The 18496-nt window shown below is 53.6% G+C and carries 21 protein-coding genes; 7 read left to right on the top strand and 14 right to left on the bottom strand.

What is annotated here, in order from left to right; genetic code table 11:
* Nucleotides 1-11: 11 nt before the first annotated feature.
* A complete protein-coding gene (locus tag IGNI_RS03775; protein ID WP_011998764.1) occupies nucleotides 12-1040 on the bottom strand; it encodes a branched-chain amino acid ABC transporter permease in 1029 nt (342 codons plus the stop codon).
* A gap of 15 nt (nucleotides 1041-1055) precedes the next feature.
* Entirely contained in the window at nucleotides 1056-2369 is a 1314-nt protein-coding gene (locus tag IGNI_RS03770; protein ID WP_011998763.1) for a branched-chain amino acid ABC transporter permease, read from the bottom strand.
* Between the two features lie 101 nt (nucleotides 2370-2470).
* On the opposite strand from IGNI_RS03770, the gene argC reads away from it, so the two are divergent.
* Nucleotides 2471-3541 carry an N-acetyl-gamma-glutamyl-phosphate reductase gene (argC, locus tag IGNI_RS03765; RefSeq protein ID WP_011998762.1) on the top strand — a complete coding sequence of 357 codons (1071 nt, stop codon included), beginning with the start codon at nucleotides 2471-2473 and terminating at the stop codon, nucleotides 3539-3541.
* Here argC and IGNI_RS03760 read toward each other — a convergent pair.
* From IGNI_RS03760 to IGNI_RS03745, 4 genes are read right to left on the bottom strand one after another with little or no spacing between them, the layout of a single operon-like run.
* Nucleotides 3538-4422 carry a hypothetical protein gene (locus IGNI_RS03760; protein ID WP_052570079.1) on the bottom strand — a complete coding sequence of 295 codons (885 nt, stop codon included), beginning with the start codon at nucleotides 4420-4422 and terminating at the stop codon, nucleotides 3538-3540. The two genes, argC and IGNI_RS03760, sit on opposite strands and share 4 nt — an antisense overlap.
* Complete coding sequence (locus IGNI_RS03755) at nucleotides 4404-4874, bottom strand: hypothetical protein (RefSeq protein ID WP_011998760.1); 471 nt, start codon at nucleotides 4872-4874, stop codon at nucleotides 4404-4406. Before IGNI_RS03755 ends, IGNI_RS03760 begins: the two co-directional genes overlap by 19 nt.
* Nucleotides 4875-4901: 27 nt before the next feature.
* Nucleotides 4902-5345: a nucleoside-diphosphate kinase gene (ndk, locus tag IGNI_RS03750; protein WP_011998759.1), complete on the bottom strand. Its 444-nt coding sequence runs from the start codon at nucleotides 5343-5345 to the stop codon at nucleotides 4902-4904.
* Nucleotides 5346-5350: 5 nt separating this feature from the next.
* Entirely contained in the window at nucleotides 5351-5533 is a 183-nt protein-coding gene (locus IGNI_RS03745) for a 50S ribosomal protein L24e (protein WP_011998758.1), read from the bottom strand.
* A gap of 95 nt (nucleotides 5534-5628) precedes the next feature.
* Here IGNI_RS03745 and IGNI_RS03740 point away from each other — a divergent pair, with 95 nt between their 5' ends.
* Nucleotides 5629-5859: a 30S ribosomal protein S28e gene (locus IGNI_RS03740; protein ID WP_148202318.1), complete on the top strand. Its 231-nt coding sequence runs from the start codon at nucleotides 5629-5631 to the stop codon at nucleotides 5857-5859.
* Here the strand turns inward: IGNI_RS03740 and IGNI_RS03735 are convergent.
* A complete protein-coding gene (locus IGNI_RS03735) occupies nucleotides 5845-6723 on the bottom strand; it encodes an AAA family ATPase (protein ID WP_011998756.1) in 879 nt (292 codons plus the stop codon). The genes IGNI_RS03740 and IGNI_RS03735 overlap by 15 nt on opposite strands.
* A 120-nt stretch (nucleotides 6724-6843) precedes the next feature.
* Between IGNI_RS03735 and IGNI_RS03730 the strand changes: the two genes are divergently transcribed.
* Nucleotides 6844-7848, top strand: a complete 1005-nt coding sequence (locus tag IGNI_RS03730; RefSeq protein WP_187145928.1) for a hypothetical protein — start codon at nucleotides 6844-6846, stop codon at nucleotides 7846-7848.
* 1 nt (nucleotide 7849) lies between these two features.
* The gene (gene pth2, locus IGNI_RS03725; RefSeq protein WP_011998754.1) at nucleotides 7850-8161 is read left to right on the top strand and encodes a peptidyl-tRNA hydrolase Pth2; all 312 of its coding nucleotides are present in this window, start codon (nucleotides 7850-7852) and stop codon (nucleotides 8159-8161) included.
* A gap of 35 nt (nucleotides 8162-8196) precedes the next feature.
* Here pth2 and IGNI_RS03720 read toward each other — a convergent pair whose 3' ends face one another.
* The 3 genes from IGNI_RS03720 to IGNI_RS03710 form a co-directional block, all read right to left on the bottom strand.
* Nucleotides 8197-8736: a zinc-binding metallopeptidase family protein gene (locus tag IGNI_RS03720; protein WP_148202233.1), complete on the bottom strand. Its 540-nt coding sequence runs from the start codon at nucleotides 8734-8736 to the stop codon at nucleotides 8197-8199.
* Between the two features lie 94 nt (nucleotides 8737-8830).
* Nucleotides 8831-9094, bottom strand: coding sequence for a hypothetical protein (locus IGNI_RS03715; protein ID WP_011998752.1), 264 nt, complete (start codon nucleotides 9092-9094; stop codon nucleotides 8831-8833).
* A gap of 34 nt (nucleotides 9095-9128) precedes the next feature.
* Nucleotides 9129-11075 (bottom strand): phosphoadenosine phosphosulfate reductase domain-containing protein, encoded by a 1947-nt coding sequence (locus tag IGNI_RS03710; RefSeq protein WP_011998751.1) that lies wholly within the window; start codon nucleotides 11073-11075, stop codon nucleotides 9129-9131.
* A 53-nt stretch (nucleotides 11076-11128) separates the two neighbouring features.
* Here IGNI_RS03710 and IGNI_RS03705 point away from each other — a divergent pair, with 53 nt between their 5' ends.
* Together IGNI_RS03705 and IGNI_RS03700 are read left to right on the top strand one after the other, a co-directional pair.
* A complete protein-coding gene (locus IGNI_RS03705) occupies nucleotides 11129-12655 on the top strand; it encodes a hypothetical protein (protein WP_011998750.1) in 1527 nt (508 codons plus the stop codon).
* A gap of 4 nt (nucleotides 12656-12659) precedes the next feature.
* Nucleotides 12660-14048 carry a helicase HerA domain-containing protein gene (locus tag IGNI_RS03700; protein WP_052570073.1) on the top strand — a complete coding sequence of 463 codons (1389 nt, stop codon included), beginning with the start codon at nucleotides 12660-12662 and terminating at the stop codon, nucleotides 14046-14048.
* An 88-nt stretch (nucleotides 14049-14136) separates the two neighbouring features.
* Here the strand turns inward: IGNI_RS03700 and IGNI_RS03695 are convergent, their stop codons facing one another.
* The gene (locus tag IGNI_RS03695) at nucleotides 14137-14523 is read right to left on the bottom strand and encodes a hypothetical protein (RefSeq protein ID WP_011998748.1); all 387 of its coding nucleotides are present in this window, start codon (nucleotides 14521-14523) and stop codon (nucleotides 14137-14139) included.
* 63 nt (nucleotides 14524-14586) lie between these two features.
* On the opposite strand from IGNI_RS03695, the gene IGNI_RS03690 reads away from it, so the two are divergent.
* On the top strand, nucleotides 14587-15357 hold the full coding sequence (locus IGNI_RS03690) for a DNA polymerase sliding clamp (protein WP_011998747.1): 771 nt from the start codon (nucleotides 14587-14589) through the stop codon (nucleotides 15355-15357).
* Here IGNI_RS03690 and IGNI_RS03685 read toward each other — a convergent pair.
* From IGNI_RS03685 to IGNI_RS03675, 3 genes are read right to left on the bottom strand one after another with little or no spacing between them, the layout of a single operon-like run.
* On the bottom strand, nucleotides 15329-17356 hold the full coding sequence (locus IGNI_RS03685) for a hypothetical protein (RefSeq protein ID WP_011998746.1): 2028 nt from the start codon (nucleotides 17354-17356) through the stop codon (nucleotides 15329-15331). The two genes, IGNI_RS03690 and IGNI_RS03685, sit on opposite strands and share 29 nt — an antisense overlap.
* A complete protein-coding gene (locus IGNI_RS03680; protein ID WP_148202232.1) occupies nucleotides 17353-18027 on the bottom strand; it encodes a hypothetical protein in 675 nt (224 codons plus the stop codon). The genes IGNI_RS03685 and IGNI_RS03680 overlap by 4 nt, the downstream gene beginning before the upstream one ends.
* Nucleotides 18028-18468: a MarR family transcriptional regulator gene (locus tag IGNI_RS03675; protein ID WP_011998744.1), complete on the bottom strand. Its 441-nt coding sequence runs from the start codon at nucleotides 18466-18468 to the stop codon at nucleotides 18028-18030.
* Between the last annotated feature and the right edge of the window lie 28 nt (nucleotides 18469-18496).

Below are 18496 nucleotides of genomic sequence, written 5' to 3'. Positions count from 1 at the left end.
GATGTTGTCGCTCACTGCTCCTCACCCCCTGGCGGCTTGGCCCTGCCCTCTTCTTCTGCCCTCTTCAACACGCTCCACGCCGGCGTCCTCACAACTTTTTCTACCACCAGACCCTGGGGCCTAAACATTAGGAACACTATTATCAGTATACCGACCATCATAGCCTGGAAGTAGTTGGGCTCTATCGGTAGGTTTATATAATCCTTAGCTATTTGGGTCAACCTATTTATCAATATCACTATCGCACTTCCGACTACGACTCCGTAGTTGTTAGCTACTCCGCCCATTATTACCATTATCCATATCATGAACGTTATTAGAGGCATAAAGACGTCGGGGTTCAAGTAGAGGAAGTAGAACGCGTAGAGCGCGCCGGCGACGCCCGCGAGGGCGCTGCCCACGAACATAGTTATCAGCTTGTAGCGATAAGTAAACTTACCAACGCTCTTAGACGCCAGTTCGTCGTCCCTTATGCTCTTTAGGACTCGGCCCAATGGCGAGTTGCCCCACTTGTCGACTAACCAATAAGTCAAAGCGAGGAGCGAGAGCGTCAGTAGCACGAAGGCCCCTTGCCTCGCGAGTGGGTCCTTTATGTACGCGAAGACGGGGTTTATCCCCCTTAGCCCAAAGACGCCGCCCCAGACGCTCTCCGTAGGAGTGTTTCGCAAGAGGATCCTTATCATCTCTCCTATGATTATTGTTGCCATGCCCAAGTAGTCCTCGCGGAGCTTGACTGTAGGCACTGCGACGAACGCCCCTAAGAGGCCTCCGGCCAACGCGGCTGCCAGTAGGCAGTAGACGAAAGGCAAGTGGAAGGCTGACGACAAGACGCCGGCCGTGTAAGCGCCTACAGCGATGAAAGCTACTTGTCCGAAGTTGTTGAGCCCTGTGTAGCCATATTCTAAGTTTAAGCTTAGCGCAGCTATCGCGTAGAACGCTATGAAGAATATTACGTCAATAGCGTAGCTCGGGCTTACCGAAAACAGAGCCGCGAGGACCCCCAAGATCAGTAACCCTAGGAGCGCGCCGACCTTATCCATACCCAACACCCCCAGTTACGCCTTCCTCCTCCGAATGCCGGCTATCCCCTCTGGCTTAACGAAAAGAACTAAGAGGAACACGGAGAAAGGTATCATAAACCTATACCCGGTCAGTTGCGGGTCGATGGACGCCAGTATGCTGACGCCCAACTGTTCCGCGAAGGCCAGCAAGTAGCTGGCCACGAAGGTCCCCCAGAAGCTGCCGAGGCCTCCCAAGACCGCTACTGCGAACGCGTTCAGGAGGACCATCCACCCCAGCTCGGGGTAGATCTGCGTCTGCATTGCCCAGAAGAGGCCGCCTATCCCGGCCAGCGCTCCCGCGACTAACCAAGCTAAGTTGATGACCGAATCTACGTCTATTCCACACGCGGCCGCCAGCACCGGGTTGTCTGCCACCGCCCTCCAAGCCTTTCCGATCTTAGTCTTCTTGAACATGGTCGTCATTGCTATGAGTATTACTAACACAGTTACCGTACTCCACACGTGGAGGTCCGTGAACGACAAGAGCGGCTGGGGGAAACTCAACAGCAAGTCGACGGAAGGCACCTTGATTATCCTTATCCCTTGAGCCCCTACGCTCAGTGCCGGCACGTAGTCGGATATGAACGAAGCCGTCGTGTTAGCCACTATCAAGCTATTGTTCATTAACCACGCTTGGAAGCTATTTAAATTTATCCCGAAGTTTTGGTACATTATCTCGGTATTGAAGTACGTCCTGCTGTACCACGCGAGCTCGTATAAGAAGTATCTTACGAAGAGGGCTACGCCTATGCTGGCCACCATTAGTTGGACTAAGGTAGCCCCCCTCCTGCTCAAGGGGCGATAGACCAACACGTGGGAGAGCACGCTGGTTAACGCGCTAACTGAGGCCGAAATAATAATCAAGTCCACCAAGTTCGCTTGTAAGAAGCACGCCCAAAGTATGGCAAGGCCGGTTAGGGCGCTGGGCACGCCTAAGGCCAGCGCGTCGCTGCTGCCCCCCATCTTCCACAGGGCTATGAGAAGGATACCTAGAAGCAAGGATATTATGCCCACGGACAACGCCATGTTGTTTATTATTCCAGCAATGATAGCGAAATTATATATCAGATAGGCGGCGTAAGCGCCGGCCGTCGCGACGTCTCCGTGAGCGAAGTTGGCGAACTTGGCTACCGTGTAGGTCAGAGTTATGCCGACAGCGATGAGGAAGTACAAGTTACCCAAGAGTATGGCGTCCACTACCACTTGAGGCAATTGTTGAGAGACGTTGCCCAAAACGGGGGCTACGTTCCAGATAACGTAGAAGGCGATGAGGAGTGCTATGAGGCTGGCTAACGCCCTCGTCCTCAATATTATTTGCCCGCCCCGACTTCGCTTAACTTTTAATATCGTTTTGCTTTATAGGTATAAGAGTTAAATCATGACGTCCTAGCGAGAGCCGGGGAAGGTTAATGACGTATGAGGTAGCGATAGTCGGAGCCTCCGGTTACACCGGAGGCGAGTTGCTAAGGGTACTCGCAGTACACCCCGACGTGAACGTGAAAGTGGTCACCTCTAGGGAATACGCCAACAAGCCCGTCTACTATGCCCACCCTCACTTGAGGGGGATATACCCAGCGTCCTTGAAGTTTAAGAGGTTAGACGACCCTGACCAGCTCAGCGACGTCGTAGGCGACGTGGACCTGGTCTTCCTCGCCCTTCCCCACAAGGTGTCCTTGCATTACGTGCCCAAGGCTTTGGAAGTAGGATATAAGGTAGTGGACTTAAGTGCCGACTATCGTCTCAAGCGGGTTGAAGATTACAAAACTTGGTACGGCTACGAACACCCTTACCCGGACTTGCTCGAAAAGGCCGTCTACGGCCTCCCGGAACTTTACGGAGACAAAATAAGGGGCGCCCAGCTCGTTGCTAACCCCGGCTGTAACGCAACTAGCTCCATCTTGGCCGTCTTGCCCCCAGCGGCTGAAAGAATAATCGACTTGGACCGGATAGTGGTTGACGTCAAGGTGGGGAGCTCCGAGGCGGGCGCCAAGCCCTACAGAGGGGGTCATCACCCGGAGAGGGAAGGCACGGCCAGGCCTTACGACGCAGAAGGTCATAGACACGTAGCGGAGCTGGAGCAGGTTATAAGGGACTATACCGGGAGAGACGTCAAGGTAGGGTTTACCCCTCACGCCGTGAGCATGATAAGGGGGTCACTCGCCTCAGCGTATTCTTGGCTTACGAAAGACTTAGCGCCGCTGGACGTCCAAAGGATTTATGCGAAGTATTACGCGGGCAAGAAGTTCGTCAAGATAGTGAGGGGGGCGCCCATGCCTTACCCGGACGTGAAGAACGTCTACGGCAGCAACTACGCCGAGGTCGGGTTCGCCTTGGACAAGAGGGTTGGGAGGCTAGCCATGTTCGCGGCGATAGACAACTTGATGAAGGGGGCGGCGGGGACGGCGGTGCAAAATATGAATTTGATGTTGGGCATGGATGAGGACGAGGGCTTGAAGAACCTCGTTCCGGTGCGGCCCTAATAACCCAACGGGTTTGTGTTGGGCGGCGTTATATCATACGTCACCAGCGAAGTCTCTATCAATAGAGCCTTTCCGGACTTATTGAGGTAGTTTATGGCGCTGTTGTAATATCTCTCTATCATGTTCAAGAGTTGGCGGTCCTCCACTATCTTCGAGTAATTCACGAGATCATTTATCTCCTTTGCCGAGAGGGGTTGATCGTGAACATCTATGTTGTTAAGCATTCTGTTCATTAATTCGTTGAACTTAGGTTCGGCCACCCTGTCCCTAACGTAGTCGTTGAGTAACCTCTCTAAGTACCTTATGTGCTTCTCTGAGAGGACGTACTCGTAGAGGCTACCCGAAACGGCTAGGGCGTAGATCACTTGGCCCTTCCCGCCCCCGTCTTTGGGGACGCTGGCGATGGCTTGGTCTATGGACTCCTTGACGGCCATCGCTTCCTTCGGCATAACGTGGGAAACGAAGATGTAAGGGTCAATGGTTCCTAAGGTAGACCAAGGGGTCAACACGAGCTCTTCCGACAAGAGGGGAAGCAGCGCTGAGAGGGAGAGCGCCGAATCGACCACTAGCGTCTTTATGATACCTATTCCAAGGCTCTTTAGCTTCTTTACCACATATTCGGCAAATTGTACCGTGGCGTTATAGGCGTTAAACAGTATAAATAACGAATTACAATCGAAGAAAGAGCTCCTCAAAGCCCTCACGATTAGTGAGGAGTCCCTTATGTGCGACAGCATGGTGGAGAACTTCTGAGCAGCTTCCATGTACGGGTTCGCTATAACCGAAATTACGCACTCTTCCCTCAATATAATTGAAATCTCGTCCAACAGTCCTTTCCTTCCTCGAGGATGGTCGTAACTCATTAGCTTCCACCTCTCCACCTCCTCACTCTCCTTGTAATAGAGTTTCTCGCGACCATGAGGTAGGCGGATGAGGAGTGCTTTTTGAGACCGCGCACCCTCCTCTTGGAGGTGCCGTGTTCCCTTACCAGAACCACGGGCACCTCGAGGGAGGAGGGGAGTAAGTCTAGGCCCCCTTCGCTCGTAACTACTCTATCTATCTCAATAGTCTTTAGAACCTCTGAAACTACCTTGACTGCTTCGTCCCTTGAACCTTCCCACTCCCACACGGGCACGGCGTCCACGACTATGACGATGCCCACGGTCTCTCCCGGGTCTATGCCCAGCTGCGTGACTTTGAGGCCGTTACAAATCTTCAACGCCTTTATTATGCAGTCCAGCTCACTCCGACAGCTCACGCGCCTCGCGCAGCTCGGGTCCACGCCGAACTCTCTAAACTTTCTAAGTAACAAGTAGAAAGCCCTGTCCTCCAAACTCCCGCGTGCAGGGGAGAGAAAGTGTTAATAAATCGAGTGACAGAGCTCGTAACCCTCTACGATCTCGTCGTCGCGGAAGAATATCGACATTTCCCGAGCTACCTTTTCGGGACTGTCGGTCGCGTGGACTACGTTCCTCGCCTTACTCAGCGCGAAGTCCCCTCTGATCGTGCCGGGGGCGGCCTTGGCTCCGTCGGTGTCTCCTATCATCCTCCTCATCACTTCGACTGCGTTGGGTCCCTCGACGACCATCGCTACCACGGGGCCGCTGGTCACGTAACTTATCAAGTCATCGAAGAAGGGCTTTCCCTTGTGTTCTTCGTACAGCCTCTCTGCCATCTCCCTGTCCAACTTGAGCATCTTCATGGCCACTATCTTGAGCCCCTTCCTTTCGATCCTCGATATTATTTCGCCGACGAGACCCCTCTTGACACCGTCCGGCTTGATCATTACAAATTCTCTCTCCACCTTTGTCACCTCCGGGCGTACTTAGCGGTCCAAGGAAGCTTCCTCGGGTCTCTCCCCATCTTGAAGCTCTTGAAGCACTTGCTGCTACAGAACCACATAATGGAGCCGTCGTTCCTTACGTACATTATTCCGGTTCCAGGCTCTATCTCCCTACCGCAGAAGCTGCAGACCCTTCTTGCCAAGCCCAAGTCCCCGCGTCCCGGCGTTTTAGAGATTTAAAAGGAAAGCTTAGATGGGAGGGCGGGGTCGAGCCGTGCCGAAGAAGGTATATGTAGGCGAGTGGATGAACGAGATTAACGTTACGGAGGAGATAGGCTTCCCGGTGGAAGTAATCCAAATCATAGGGAGGACCGGCGTAACAGGAGAGATAACGCAAGTTAGGGTGAGGGTGCTGGAAGGTAGGGACAAGGGCCGCATCTTGACGAGAAACGTCAAGGGTCCGGTTAGGTTGGGCGACATACTCATCTTGAGGGAGACCGAAAGGGAAGCGAGGAAGCTCTCAAGCAGAAGGTGAAGATATCGAAGCGACCATTTTCGCTATCTCGGGGCTGTAAAGCCCCCGCGTTGCGAAGTTGCACCACTTGGGGTCGCCCACTCCCCACAGCAAGTAAGCCATACACTCTTCCAGCGCTTCCACGGTCTTCGAATTCCAATTTATATGTTCGTAAAGCTCTCCGCTGAACGGTATGGGAATTACCTTTATCCCCTCCTCAACTATCTCTAAAATGACGCTCAAGAGAGCCCTCCTCTCGTTGGCGTCGGCCAGCACTCTCGGGTGTATTTGGTTTACCACGAGCAGCGATGGAAGTAAGTTTATTGCTTCCCTAACCAACTTCAACGTCCTCCGTATCTCGGGGGCGGAGGCTTGCGTGACTAACGTATTCTTGGCCCTCAAGGAGTCAATCATACATTTAAGTATAGGCACGTCCGCGAAACTGGTCACCGGCACGTCTACCACTACCAAGTCGAAGTCTTCTTGGATCTCCGAAACCGTCCTCGCGACGATTTTCATAACCTCCCTCACGCCCTTCTGGGCTATCATCATTGAATACTTCATGGCCGAGTCCATAGTCCCCGAGGGCACTACGTATAAGTTCGGCTCAACCCGGTGGAGGTACTTCTCTAGCCTACCTCCCTTGACCAAGACGTCATACCACCCCTCTAGGCGCCTCGCCTCCTCTCCCAAGAAGAAACGGGAGGAGCCGTCGCGGAAGTCCGTGTCTACGAGGAGCGTGACCTTGTTGACCTTCTGAGAGCTGGCCTTGGCCACGAGGGCGCTTACCGTGGACTTGCCTACCCCGCCCTTTATGCCCCATACCGCTTGCACCTTGCTCCGGGCGAGCAGAGGAGGACACTCGAGGCCCTTGCCCCGTGTCACTACATTTACCCACCAGCTCTATGTGCTGAAGAAATAAATTGGACTATGGGACGGTCGCGCGTAGCTCAGCCTCTTCACCTTTTCAGCCCACGTACAGTTCGTCATCCCGGTACTGACCGAATGCGACCGCGAGACGCGCTATTAAAGTTGCTCTACGAGAGGGGCGCAGAGAAGCTCGCCTCCCTGAAGTGTAACATGAACTTGAGGTTTAAGAGGGACCCCTTCCAAGAGACGGCAGTCCACATGTTAGTCAAGGGCAGCAAGGTGAACTTACGAAAAGGGTTGAAGTCGCGGAGGTGGTTCCGCACCGAGTTCGGGAGCCGCACTATGTGGTACATGCTTAGGGGAGGCGAGGAAGTGAGCGACGCCACCCACGAGTCGGAGGGGGAGCTGACCCGGGAACACCTGCTCCCGCTGCTGGACGAGCTGCCCTACGTAGCCGTGTACCTAGGCTTTCTCGGAATACACACCCCCAAGGAGCTCAGAAAGCTCAAGCTGCAACTTTGGGAGACCTTGAACGCCGTTAGGTACTTCCTCTGGGACTCTCACGTAGTGTTTGTGGACGCTCCCAAAGACTTTCAGTGGAAACCAAACGACTACGTGAAGGTTATGAGGTTAGAGGATTTGTGTGTATTCGACGAAGTGGTGCTCTTGGACCCGAACGCCGAGGAGAGCTTGACCTCCCACGACGTGCTGAACGCGGACGTCTTCTTGTTCGGAGGGATCGTGGACAAAGAAATACCTAGACCCGGCTTGACCTCAAAGATCCCGTGTGACTGCTGTAGGAGGAGGAGAATAGAACTCTGGGGAAGCACGGTAGGCGTGCCCTTAATGATACACAAGCTAGTCTTCGCCGTACTCATGGCCCGCTACGAGCTGAGGGGGGATATCCAAAAGGCCATCATAAAGGTTATGGGATCCCGGGAGAGGAGGTGGAGGCTCGCGTGGGAGGCCATAACCGCTTACAAAGAGGGCAAGGACCCGTTGGAGGCGGTCCTCCGAAAGGCCGAGGCGTTGGGCGCCAGCCGGGCAGAGGTAGTTAGGGCGTTAAAGATGAGCGGAATCGAGGGAGGTAAGCTTGCCGAGAGGCTTCAAGCAGAGCATAGTGGTGAGGACAGACATTAAAATGGGGAAGGGAAAGATCTGCGCACAAGTGGCTCACGCTTCCTTAGGAGCGGCCTTGGAGGCTATGAAGAAGAAGCCATCTTGGTTCGAGGAGTGGACCAAAGGGGGCCAGAAGAAGGTGGTCCTCAAGGTTGGTTCGCTGAAGGAGTTGCTAGAAATATATCAGAAGGCTAGGGACCTCGGCCTCCCCGCGTTCTTGGTTAAGGACGCGGGCCTAACCCAAGTGGAGCCTGGCACCGTAACGGCAGTCGCAGTAGGCCCTGCCCCCGAAGAGGAGGTCGACAAGGTTACCGGCCACTTGAAGCTGCTGTAGGGCCCTTCTGGGGGGAGGAGGGTCTTTAACGGCTCCTACGCCTCAACAGTCTTGGAGTAATCAACCTTGTCGGGAGTATCCAAGTCTGAGTGGTAGATCTCGAAGAGTTTGTCCCAATCCGAAGTAACGCCCACCGCCTTTTCCAGCAAGCCCTTGTCTTCTAGCGGTAACAGGTCTTCCAAGGACTTCTTGTCCCTCAACGCTAGGGGGGAGCTGAGCCCCACCGAGTCGAAGGTCACTATGACGTCCGCGCTCTCTAAGACGTCTTTAAACTCCTTTTCGAAGAACCTAAACCCGAAGCCCCAGTAGGGCTCCTCGTGCGACGGCTCATCTGGGGCTGTGAAAGCCAACAGCGTTTTCTTCAAGTCGAGTTCCTTTAACCTCTCCAGCGCAACGGCGACGGCGGCCCCGTTGTCCACGGAGCCCCCTTCGAAGGAGTCGTAATGGATGAACACCACGGCTTCTGGGCTTTCCAAGCTACCTACCAAGATTTCGGAGAACTCGAACTTCTCCCACGTAACTTCTATCTCGCCGCCGTCGCCCTCTTCCACCGAGTCGACGTCGGCCCCACTCACAGTTATGGACGGCTGCTGCGTGAACAAAGCTTTTGAGACAGAAGGACACCTCGAGTTAGTACAGAAAAGTAGACCCTTCGGGCTCCTCGTCCTTCTAGAACAGCTCGTAGGTATCCACTATCGTGTTCTCCACGTAGCCGCTTCGGAAGCCCGTGGGCTCGCAGCGCACGGGAGGGCCTAAGACCTCACAACGAGTGTAGACCGGTAAGAGGACGTCGCCCTCGAGCTCGTAGTGCCCAACGCCTTTCTCCTTTAAGACGGAGCCTATGAAGTTGGCCACCTCTTGTAGGCGCTCGTAGAGCCTGGGGCTTAGGCGGTAGAGGGCCTCTAGGTATTCCGAAAAGCTCAGACGCCCCACCGCCCTTCAAGGAGCGGGCGCTTATCCGTTTCCTTCAAAGGCCGCCGAGCCCCTTCGCGTCGTCCAACACCGCCTCCTTCAGTTCCTTTATTACTTCCTTCCTCGCCTTCTTCGTCTTCCTTCTCCAACCGTCCGGCCTCCCCAAGATCACCGAGGCGCTCACCCTATCGGTCACCGGTTCGTATATCGGACACTCCAGCACGCAGAGCCTACACGAGACGCACCTCTCCGGGTCCACCTTAGGCCTCTCCTCAACCTTGATGGCCCCGGTGGGGCACCAGAGCTCGCAACTCTTACACTTCATGCACTGGTACCAACGGTGGATGAGCGCGTCGACCACCAAAGCTTCCTCTAAGGGGTTCTTGCCTACGACCTCAACCTTGTTTTTGGAGAAAGTTATTTCATGACCGTTCTGCGTCTTTACATTGTTACGCTCGACCCTCTTGCCCAGTATGCTCCACTGGTCTTCCAACGCTTTCTCTATATTAGAAGAGTACTCTATGATGGCCTTCTCGTCCCCGTTCTCCGACCTAATTATCCTCGGGAAGAGCCTGCTGTTATACTCTTCTTCCCAGCTGTAGCTTATTCCAAGCTTATTCATAAAACTCTTCTTCTTCGAGCTCGGGCTGAGCCACCTCCACAGGCCGTACTCCCTCCACTCGAGTGGCAACCCCATGATTCTTCTCCACCTCTCCACCTCCTTCTCCCACTTGTTCCACAAGTCTTCGTGGACGCGTTTTGTGAACTCGAACTCGGCCAACAAGCTGGCGGGACACATGAAGCAGCCTATCCTCTCGAAGCCCTTGAAGTAGAGGGGGTTGACTAAGTCCTTTAGCCCCTTTTGGAATATGTACATCCAAACGTCGAGCTGGGTCCAATAGTGTATGGGAGCGATGTTAAGCACTTGCGGGAACCACTTGTTCCTCCACACCCTCGGGGACTTGCTCCTCTCTATGCTCTCAAAGGCCCTTTGCCCCACTACGTTCAAGGTGCCGGAGGGCCACCTCTCCTTCACCAGCTTGGCCATAGGTACGAGTTTGGTTACTTTACAGCACCACCTGAGGTCCCTCGCTGGAGGGGAGTTCCTCTTCATTGCCTCCCAGAACGAGTTGCCGGCGTCGGCGACCGCCAGCTCTAGGTCGAACGCCTCCACGACCCTCCTCACGGTCTCGACGGTCTCCGGCATTTCTATTCCAGTGTTGTTAAATACCACGATAGGTTTGCCGAACTCCAAGGTTAGGTGGAGAGCTACCAAGCTGTCCTTGCCCCCGGAGAAGGAGACCGTGAGCGGCTTCTCCACCTTGCTTACCATAGAGTATATGAACCTCTTCGATTGGGAGGTGAGCCTCCGAAGGCGGCGTTCGTTGAACTTGATCGTGTCCTCTATGGTAGTGGGGAGCGGCTTGGCGGGGAACGGCTCTTTCCCGACCACCGACTTGGGAAATGACGTTATTACCCTGACGCGCCCCTTTCTGCAGACCCCGACCCCTACGGGAACCTTCTCTCTATTAACCAGTATCACTTGTTCTCCGTCCTTACAACCCTCGTAAAATATGGAGGAGCCTTCGCTCGGGTGCTCCTCTACCTCGACCGTTTTGGCTACGCCCAGCTCGACTAGAACTGAGGCCCCCGCGTAGGAGGGCCTGAACCTCCACGTCCTCTCTATTGGTTCCCAGTAGAGCTTGCCAACTATGGCGCCTCTCGAGAAGAGCTCCCTGAAGTCGTCCAGCCCGGCGCCCTTGTTTACCAAAACAACCCCTTTGCCCCCCAAGACCTTCCACAGGAAGTCGGAGTCCCCGAACTCGCGCTCTAGGGCCTCCTTGAGCAAGCCTATATCGTGCTCGAAGGCGAATCGGGCGTCCCCCGGCAAGGTCGTGGGGAGCTCTACAGTCTCGCAGTCCCAGCAGTCCTCCTTGAACGTAGGCACGTTCTTCTCTACGTCCCACACTATTCCGGTCTTAACGTTCCACCCTTTCTTCATAGTTACGGCGTCCCCCTCTCCGGCCCTTGTAGGGTTAAACGTTAGGGGCGTCGGTGGACGTCATCACTTCGCTGCTAACGCTTTCAGTAGCCCTATCGGGCTTGAGCTACGCATTAGGAGTCTTACTGTACGCCCTTCCCTTGCCGATAAGGGGCGTGAAGAGGTGGGCCCCCATCTTGATAAGCGACGCTCAACTCGTCTTGGTGATGAGCCTTGCGTATGGCTCTATAATATATTTTTCGGACTGGGTAATCGAGGCGACGACGTCCACTTCCAGGGAGGAGCTGGTACACGAGATATATGAGATAGCCAACGGGATAGCAAGGCTGTACTTGTTCTTCAAATTGTTAAAAATCATGTTCTCTAGCGTGTTCTCGCTGAACGTGTTCGGACTGCCCTTGGGTAAAGCGTTAAACGTCTTCTACGAGGTGGTCTCAGCCCTTGACCCTTTGGGCAACTGGGCGTCTTCGTTTACCTTGGACTTGTTAATAATGGTTTTCAAGGCTGGGGCTTACTTGTGGACGTTCACTTACATCTTGGCGGTCGTGGGCGAGTTGGTCATGCCAGTTATGTTAGCTCTCGGTACTTTGGCCTTAGGGGTACCGTTCCGGCTCACGAAGTCTGTAGGGGCCGCTCTGATAGGGTTCGCTATTAGTACGTACGTTTTCGTACCTTTAGTGGTCTCGCTATTGAGACTCATAGCGAGCTACAACCCGGCCTTAAAGGTAGTGACGGAACTGATATTGAACTTGCCGGTCCGCGCCTCGACGGGCGTGGCTTACCCTTACGGGAAGGTCGAGGACGCCCGCGGAGAGCCCGTTGTACACGCGTTCATCTACTTTGAGGATAGGAACGGCCGCTTCGGCCTCTACCCGTTAGACGGCGAGGGGAGGTTCGACACCCGTATCCCCTTAGGAGGGGCGCCGTGGCCTCGTGCCTTCGTGAAGGTCGACCTTTACGGGCTCGTCGTGAATTACGGGTGGGTGAGGTTCGGTTCCATGGACAAGGGGTCTTTCGGCGAGGTTACGATTAAGATGGGCAAGGTGTGGGCCTTTTCGCCCGGCGTGGCCGTAGTGGGTGACGTCTTGGCGGAGTTCAAGCCGTCCGTGGACCCTCAAGCTGGAACGTTGTACCTCCAGTTCAAATTAACCGCGCTCCGCGACACCGAGGTTCACATAGTAGCTACCGGAGTCTTGAAGGATCGCGTTAGCTTCGTCAGCAGCCACAATTTGGCTAATTCCCGGATAAACATGGATTCGTGGGAGGGGATGCCCAGCTACATAATAAGTTTCCGAATGAGCAGCGGTGAGCGCGTGGAGATAGTCGTTTACGGCACCGTGGGCACCTTCACGCCCCCCAAGCCGCACGTCTTAGGTTACTTAGCCAGCTTGATGGGAATAAGGATGAAGAACACTATAAGCTACGTTCGACACCACGCCTCCCAGCAGTACCTCCTCGTCGTCCCATTCATAGTTTCGGCCCTCCCCGCGATCCATATCGTGTTGACTGGGTTGGTGGCTAGGGCGATAGCGTCGTTGATCTCTGAGGGGTCGAAGAGCCTCGTAGTAAGGATGTGGTGACAGCGTGTTCTTGGAGCTAGCGCTTGCAATATTGTCTTCAATTATTATGTGCAATAAGTTGAACTCTAAGAAGAAGCGACGTTATCGCGTGGGCAAGGACGTTCTAATTATAGAGGAGGGCCCTTCCGAATCTTACGTAGGCGCCCTCAAGGTAGAGAAGGTGGACCCGTTGCACTCCTACGACGTCCGGAGGATCTACGACTACGCCAGGTCGCTCTCCAAGTGTTGTAAGGGCTCGGAGCTTGAGGTAAGAGTAATTAGGAGTTCCGAGGATTCTAAGAAGTTATTAAAGAAAATAGAGAACGAAATTAGTACTTTGAGAATAATATTGAGTAAGGATAACAGCAACGTGAAGGCTGAAGAGAAGTTAAAGTACTTTGAAAGTTTGTTGGAAGCCGTGTCCAAATACCCTCCCACGTCGGTAAACACGTATTACATAATACGCGCAAATTCTAAGGAAAAATTAGAGAAGGACATAGAATATCTCAAAGGTGTGGTTGAGGGCATACTCAACGTGGAAGTGAGGCGGCTGAGCGGCCCGGAGCTCTTGAGGGTTATCAAAGGTGAGGACGGTAAGAAGATAATAGCGAATTCTAAGTCTTTCTACGTGGTGCAGCCCAAGGCGAAGACGTATAACGAGAAGGCTCTTATATATTTAGGCATCCGGGAGGACGGCGAAGCCTTCCTGATGGACGCTGAGGACTTGCTCCGTCACGTCTTAGTGCTCGGCTCCACCGGGAGCGGGAAGAGCACCCTTCTGTGCACCTTGGCGGCCCGAGCCAAGCTGGTTGGTATAGAAAACATAACTATCATGGACCCCAAAGGAGATTTAATAAATATGTGCGGTGAGGGGTACAAGGTTTACGGGCCCTTCGCGGAGGAGGAAATGAGGAGGCGGAGGAAAGTCACTGAGGCCTTCGCAAGCGACATATTGTCGAGCATACTGAAAGAGGAACTGAGCGACAGTTTGAAGAGGTTGGTAATAATTGACGAGGCTTGGTTGTTGGAGGAGGAGACCTTAGAGAGCATGATGAGGGAGGGGAGGAGTAGGGGCGTCGGAGTAATTCTAGCTACACAGTCCTTGAAAGACTTTGGTAGCGGTGTCTTGAACAACGCCCATACAAAGATTTTCATGAAGTACTTAGAAGTGCAAGAATTAAAGGAGCTGGGGTTGCAGATAGACTTACTCGAATTGAGGAAGCTGGAAGTGGGCGAAGCGCTAATTATGACGCCCGACGGAGAAGTGGTAAGGGTTAAAGTGGACCCCTTTCAGACCCTTACGCGCATGACCTTGAAGTCCTCAATGCCCAAATCCCTTAAGGACTCTTCAACCCCCTCCACTAGACCTTCGAACTCTATCATTACGAAGTTCGGCACGACCTTCGACTTCTGAACGGCCTTCACGGGGAACCTCTCTCTAAGCTTAGAGACCACCTCGTCGCAGCTCCCCCTCCAACACTGGACGAACGCCCTGGTAGCCTCTACCACGGCTTCTCTACCTCCACTTCTACCTCGTACCCCAGCTCCTTCAATGCCTCCTTTAGCAAGTCCACAGAAATTCTGCGGTCGAAAACTATTGTAGCAATCTCTTCGTTGCCTTCCTTCTTTAACGCTATCTTATCGACGACAACAATTCCCCTTATCATGTCGTCTAAGCTGTGAGGGGGCGCTATGAAGTCCTTGAACCTCTTCTGCATGTCTCGGTAAAACTCCTCGAAGTGGCGGAGGTACCTCATGGTCTCCTGGAGGTCCCTCGGGCTCTTGCCCAGCTTCCCCTCAATTATTTCGAGGAGCTTCAGCGCCTCCTCCCGCGGAAGCTCTACCCACTTATACTTGCCGCCGTCTACCACGACCTTTATCGTCTTCACGCCTTACTCCCGCCCCCGTTAACCTCAAGAAAGTTAAATAGCAAACGTCGGCGGAGGAACTCCATGGACGAACCGACCTTTAGGCTCATGTTCCCCCAAGCCAGCAAATTCAAGAAGATATTCCAGCCCCTCACCAAACTCTTCGAGGCAATGCCCCTCTACGTGACTCAAGAGGGTATAGACATAAAGAGTATGAGTAGCGATAAAAACACTATGGTAATATTCACCATGCCTTCTACGTCTTTCGAGGAGTACCAAGTCAATGAAGAAAACGTGGTGGTCAAGATAGATAGCGACGAGTTGAACAAGGTGGTAAAGAGGGGGACGAAGGACGACGCTGTGATACTAGAGTACTACAAAGGAAGCCCCTACCTACACGTTAAGTTCTTGAACAGGAAGACTAGCGTGGAAAGGGAGTTCAAGATCCAAGCTTTCGAGGTCCCGGAGGAGGAACACCTAGACGAACCTCAAGTTCAATTAACCGTTACGGCGAAGATGGACCCCGCTGACCTCCGTCATGTTGTGGCCGACGCGAAGATAGTTTCTGACGAGGTAGAGGTTTCTACCCCAGACAACGAGACTCTGACATTCGTTTCATTCGAGGCCAACAAGAGCTACGAGGCCGAGCTGAAGCTCTTCAATCCGTTAGTTAGTTTGGTAGTAGAGAAGGAGGCCAAGGCAAAGTACTCCGTCCAGCACCTCTACGACGCTACGAGGGCCTACCAAGCTGCCAAGGAATTAACGTTAGAGTTTGCAACAGATATGCCTATGAAGTTGGAGATGAGTATGGAAGCGGGCTCCGAGCTCAGGATGTGGATAGCTCCGAGACTCTGAACAGATTAACCATACAGCGCTTATCGCTCTTAACGTTAGCGAACTCAACGTTCGTTACTACCACTGGGGCGAGTCCCTTTTCGGACAGCTCCCTAACCACCTCTTTTATGGAGGAGGGGGACGCGTCTTCTGGAATAACGTATACTATGGGTTTCCCGTCGACCGTAGGGTACTCGTACTCATGGACTTCAATCTTCATTATTGTTTGGTTGAGGAAGCCCAAGATGCCCCCGAGTTCGAAATACCCCTTCAAGGGCACGTTCCTCCTTATGATCTCTGCCAACCTCCCTACGTCCTTCAAAGGCGCGCTTGCGACTCCGTCTATGTAATATTTGTCTTCGTCCGACACCACTACCCCCCAAGCCCACTCAACGCCCCCGAGCGTTAAGGACGCCAACAGGTCGCTGACCTCGTAACTCCTTAAGGAGTCCAACCTGGCGATTACGAGCACTCTGAAGCCGCCCTTCGCGGCGCTTTCCGCCACCTCGTCCGTTATGGGCTTGACTAGGGAGAAGTAACCCTCCTTAGGCGGGACCGACTTAGTAAACAAGTAGTCACCGAGTCGCTCGCCAGGGAACTCTACGTTTTCCCAAGGGTACACGGCGCAGAGCCTTTCTCCCAGCTTTGCCGCGGGGAGCTCCGAGCTGGACGCGTACCACTTCAACATCAAGATGAGGATAGTCATTTCAATTAAGTATGTCGCAATGAAAGCGACGCCCAAGGCCCTCCTTTTGAGCTCCAACAACCTAAAGGTGGCGTACAGCAGTACCAGTAGGCCGGCGACCGTTAATAGCGAACCCGACAGCTTGAAGGCCATGTCCCAGCCCGGGAGGACCACGTCGCTTATTCTAGACAGCTTAGAGAGCCAGAGGTCAAACGACGCCAAGAATAATGGCGAGAAGATCATCGGAAATATGTCCCAGAACGCTATGACGTGAGCCAACGAGTACAGTAAGAACGAGAGTGTGAAATATTTGACGAACTTCTTGTCGTTTAAAACTATTGGAAGCAGCGTTGCGGGTACCACTAAGTGCTGCAGCGCCCCCACGTACGTGAGCTGTATGTAAGTTACGTAAGCTAGGAACGCAGCCGTAGGGAGCTCGAAGAGGTAGGAGACCGCGAGCAGCATTGGGACGTAGAGCGCCGATACGGGAGTTATCACGCTGTGAAGCGTTACGGCGCTGCCGTGCATCAAGACCGCGTTCGCGAGGTTCCCGGAGTACCCCCCGAGTACGTCTGTATAGAGAGATACCTCCGGAAATCCGCCGAACCCCAGCGCGTTGGGGGGCCTGTTCGCGTGGAACACGGTAACTGCGATCAAATCCCTCAGCGAGGACGTTCCCTCGCCCGTCAAGAAGCCGTACAGTAAGATCACGGAAGCGAAGGACACGAACGCGCCGATGACGAACTTCCCTAGGCTGACGACGTCCTTCTTTTTTAAGAAGGAGAAGGCGAGGCTCGGGAGCAAGATCAAGGAGTGTTGTTTGGACGTCAACGCCAGACCGTAGCTCAACCCGCCAACGACCGTCTTGTTACTAATTACGAGTAATATACTCAGCAATACGAAGAGGGCTGTAATGCTGTCGAACATTCCGTGCAGAAATACGGCGCTCAAGGAGACCGGGTTGAAGATTACGTACTTCCAAGATCCTCTTCGAACCTTTTCCGCCACGAGGGCTGATGTTATTAATGCCAAGACGCTGGGTAGCTTAATCGCCCACAAGTAGGGCAACGACAAGGGTACGTTCAGCGCTCGTAAAGCGCAGACCGGGGGAAGCCATAGCAAGATGGGTAAAGGGGGATAGGCTATCCACATGGGACCTATTCCCGGGAGGCGGGCCCCCACCCACTCTGAGTACGAATAAGCGTCTTGACCCTCACACACCAAGATGGCGCTCTTTATGAAAACGAACGTGTCCCAAGCGTTGCCGGAAATCGCGAAGGCTATTATAGCGAGGGCCGCTAGGGCGGCGAAGGTCGGCGAGCCCTTAGCTCTCACTTTAAGCCTCCTTCACAAAGGGCGTAGAGGAGCTCAAAAGCGCGCTGTGGGTCGTAAGCGTAGAGCGGCACCAACGAGGAGTCCGGAGAAATCATTACGTCGCCTACCCAGATCCCTTTCTTCAGAGGGGCGTAGTGGAGGGTGCCTACCTTGAGTAGGTAGTTAGCGAACAGCACGCTTAAGGGCCCGTAAGGGGAGGTCACGTTGAGAAGGAATTGATAGCTCCCTTCCGCGTTATCCATGAGTATGGTCGTATTAGTACCGTCAGGGTGGGGACACGAGGGACCCCAACAATAGGCAGCTCCGTAACCCTCTAAAGCGGGGGGTTCCGGCCACCTCGGTCCCTTCTGGACCACCGCGTACACCCCGATCGAGCTGGAGGCTAACGACCTAAACAAGAGGTTCAAGTTCCTTTTGAAAGTTTTAAATTCGAAAGGAGATAAGTAAATTAAAACCTTACATCTCTCCGTGCCGTTGAAGGGTTGTACGTGTAAGAGGTAGAACTCTTCCTTTTCGGACTTTATCACCTCGATCGTTGAGAGCCTCCTCAAGTCGAAGTCTAGAGTCTTGTTGATGTAGTAAGGAGAAATCGTTGAGACGTAAGTATATGTCACCAGCAACATCAACAACGTCAGTACCAGCGACGTTATGTCGTTCACTACTCTTCCCAATCAAAAGGGCTCGCCGGGGTGTATATGAGAATGATGCTCATGATCTAGGAAAGGCAACGCCAAGATACCTCCCAGCATCAGCGGCAACAACAGTGAGGCAAACAACCCCAGACCGGCGGCGTCCAGCAGAGCAAACGCCTCTTCCTCCCTCCCTTGAACTATCAGTTCCCTTGCCTTTTGAAGCTGCGGCTTTACCCTTTCCAAGGCGGCCATGAGGGTGTTGTACCCTTCTCTGGTGAGTTTCAACTCTTTGTTTTTAAAGAACAGTATTTTCTTTTCCTCTACCTTTACGAGGCCCCTCTCGACCAGTTCCCTGATGGCCTCCTCCACGCTGTCCTTGTCGACGTTCAAAAGGCGCGCTATTTCCTCCGGAGTCTTGGCACCGTTATATATTCCTAAGAGTACGCCCAAAGAGAGGGGGTCCACGTCGTATTGTACCAATCTTACGCGCCCCGCGAGGCGTTGGGTC

The organism is Ignicoccus hospitalis KIN4/I (genome assembly GCF_000017945.1).
GTDB classification, from domain to species: Archaea; Thermoproteota; Thermoprotei_A; order Sulfolobales; family Ignicoccaceae; genus Ignicoccus; species Ignicoccus hospitalis.
The sequence above is the reverse complement of the archived record's forward strand: the minus strand, read 5'-3'. Positions and strand labels throughout refer to the sequence as shown.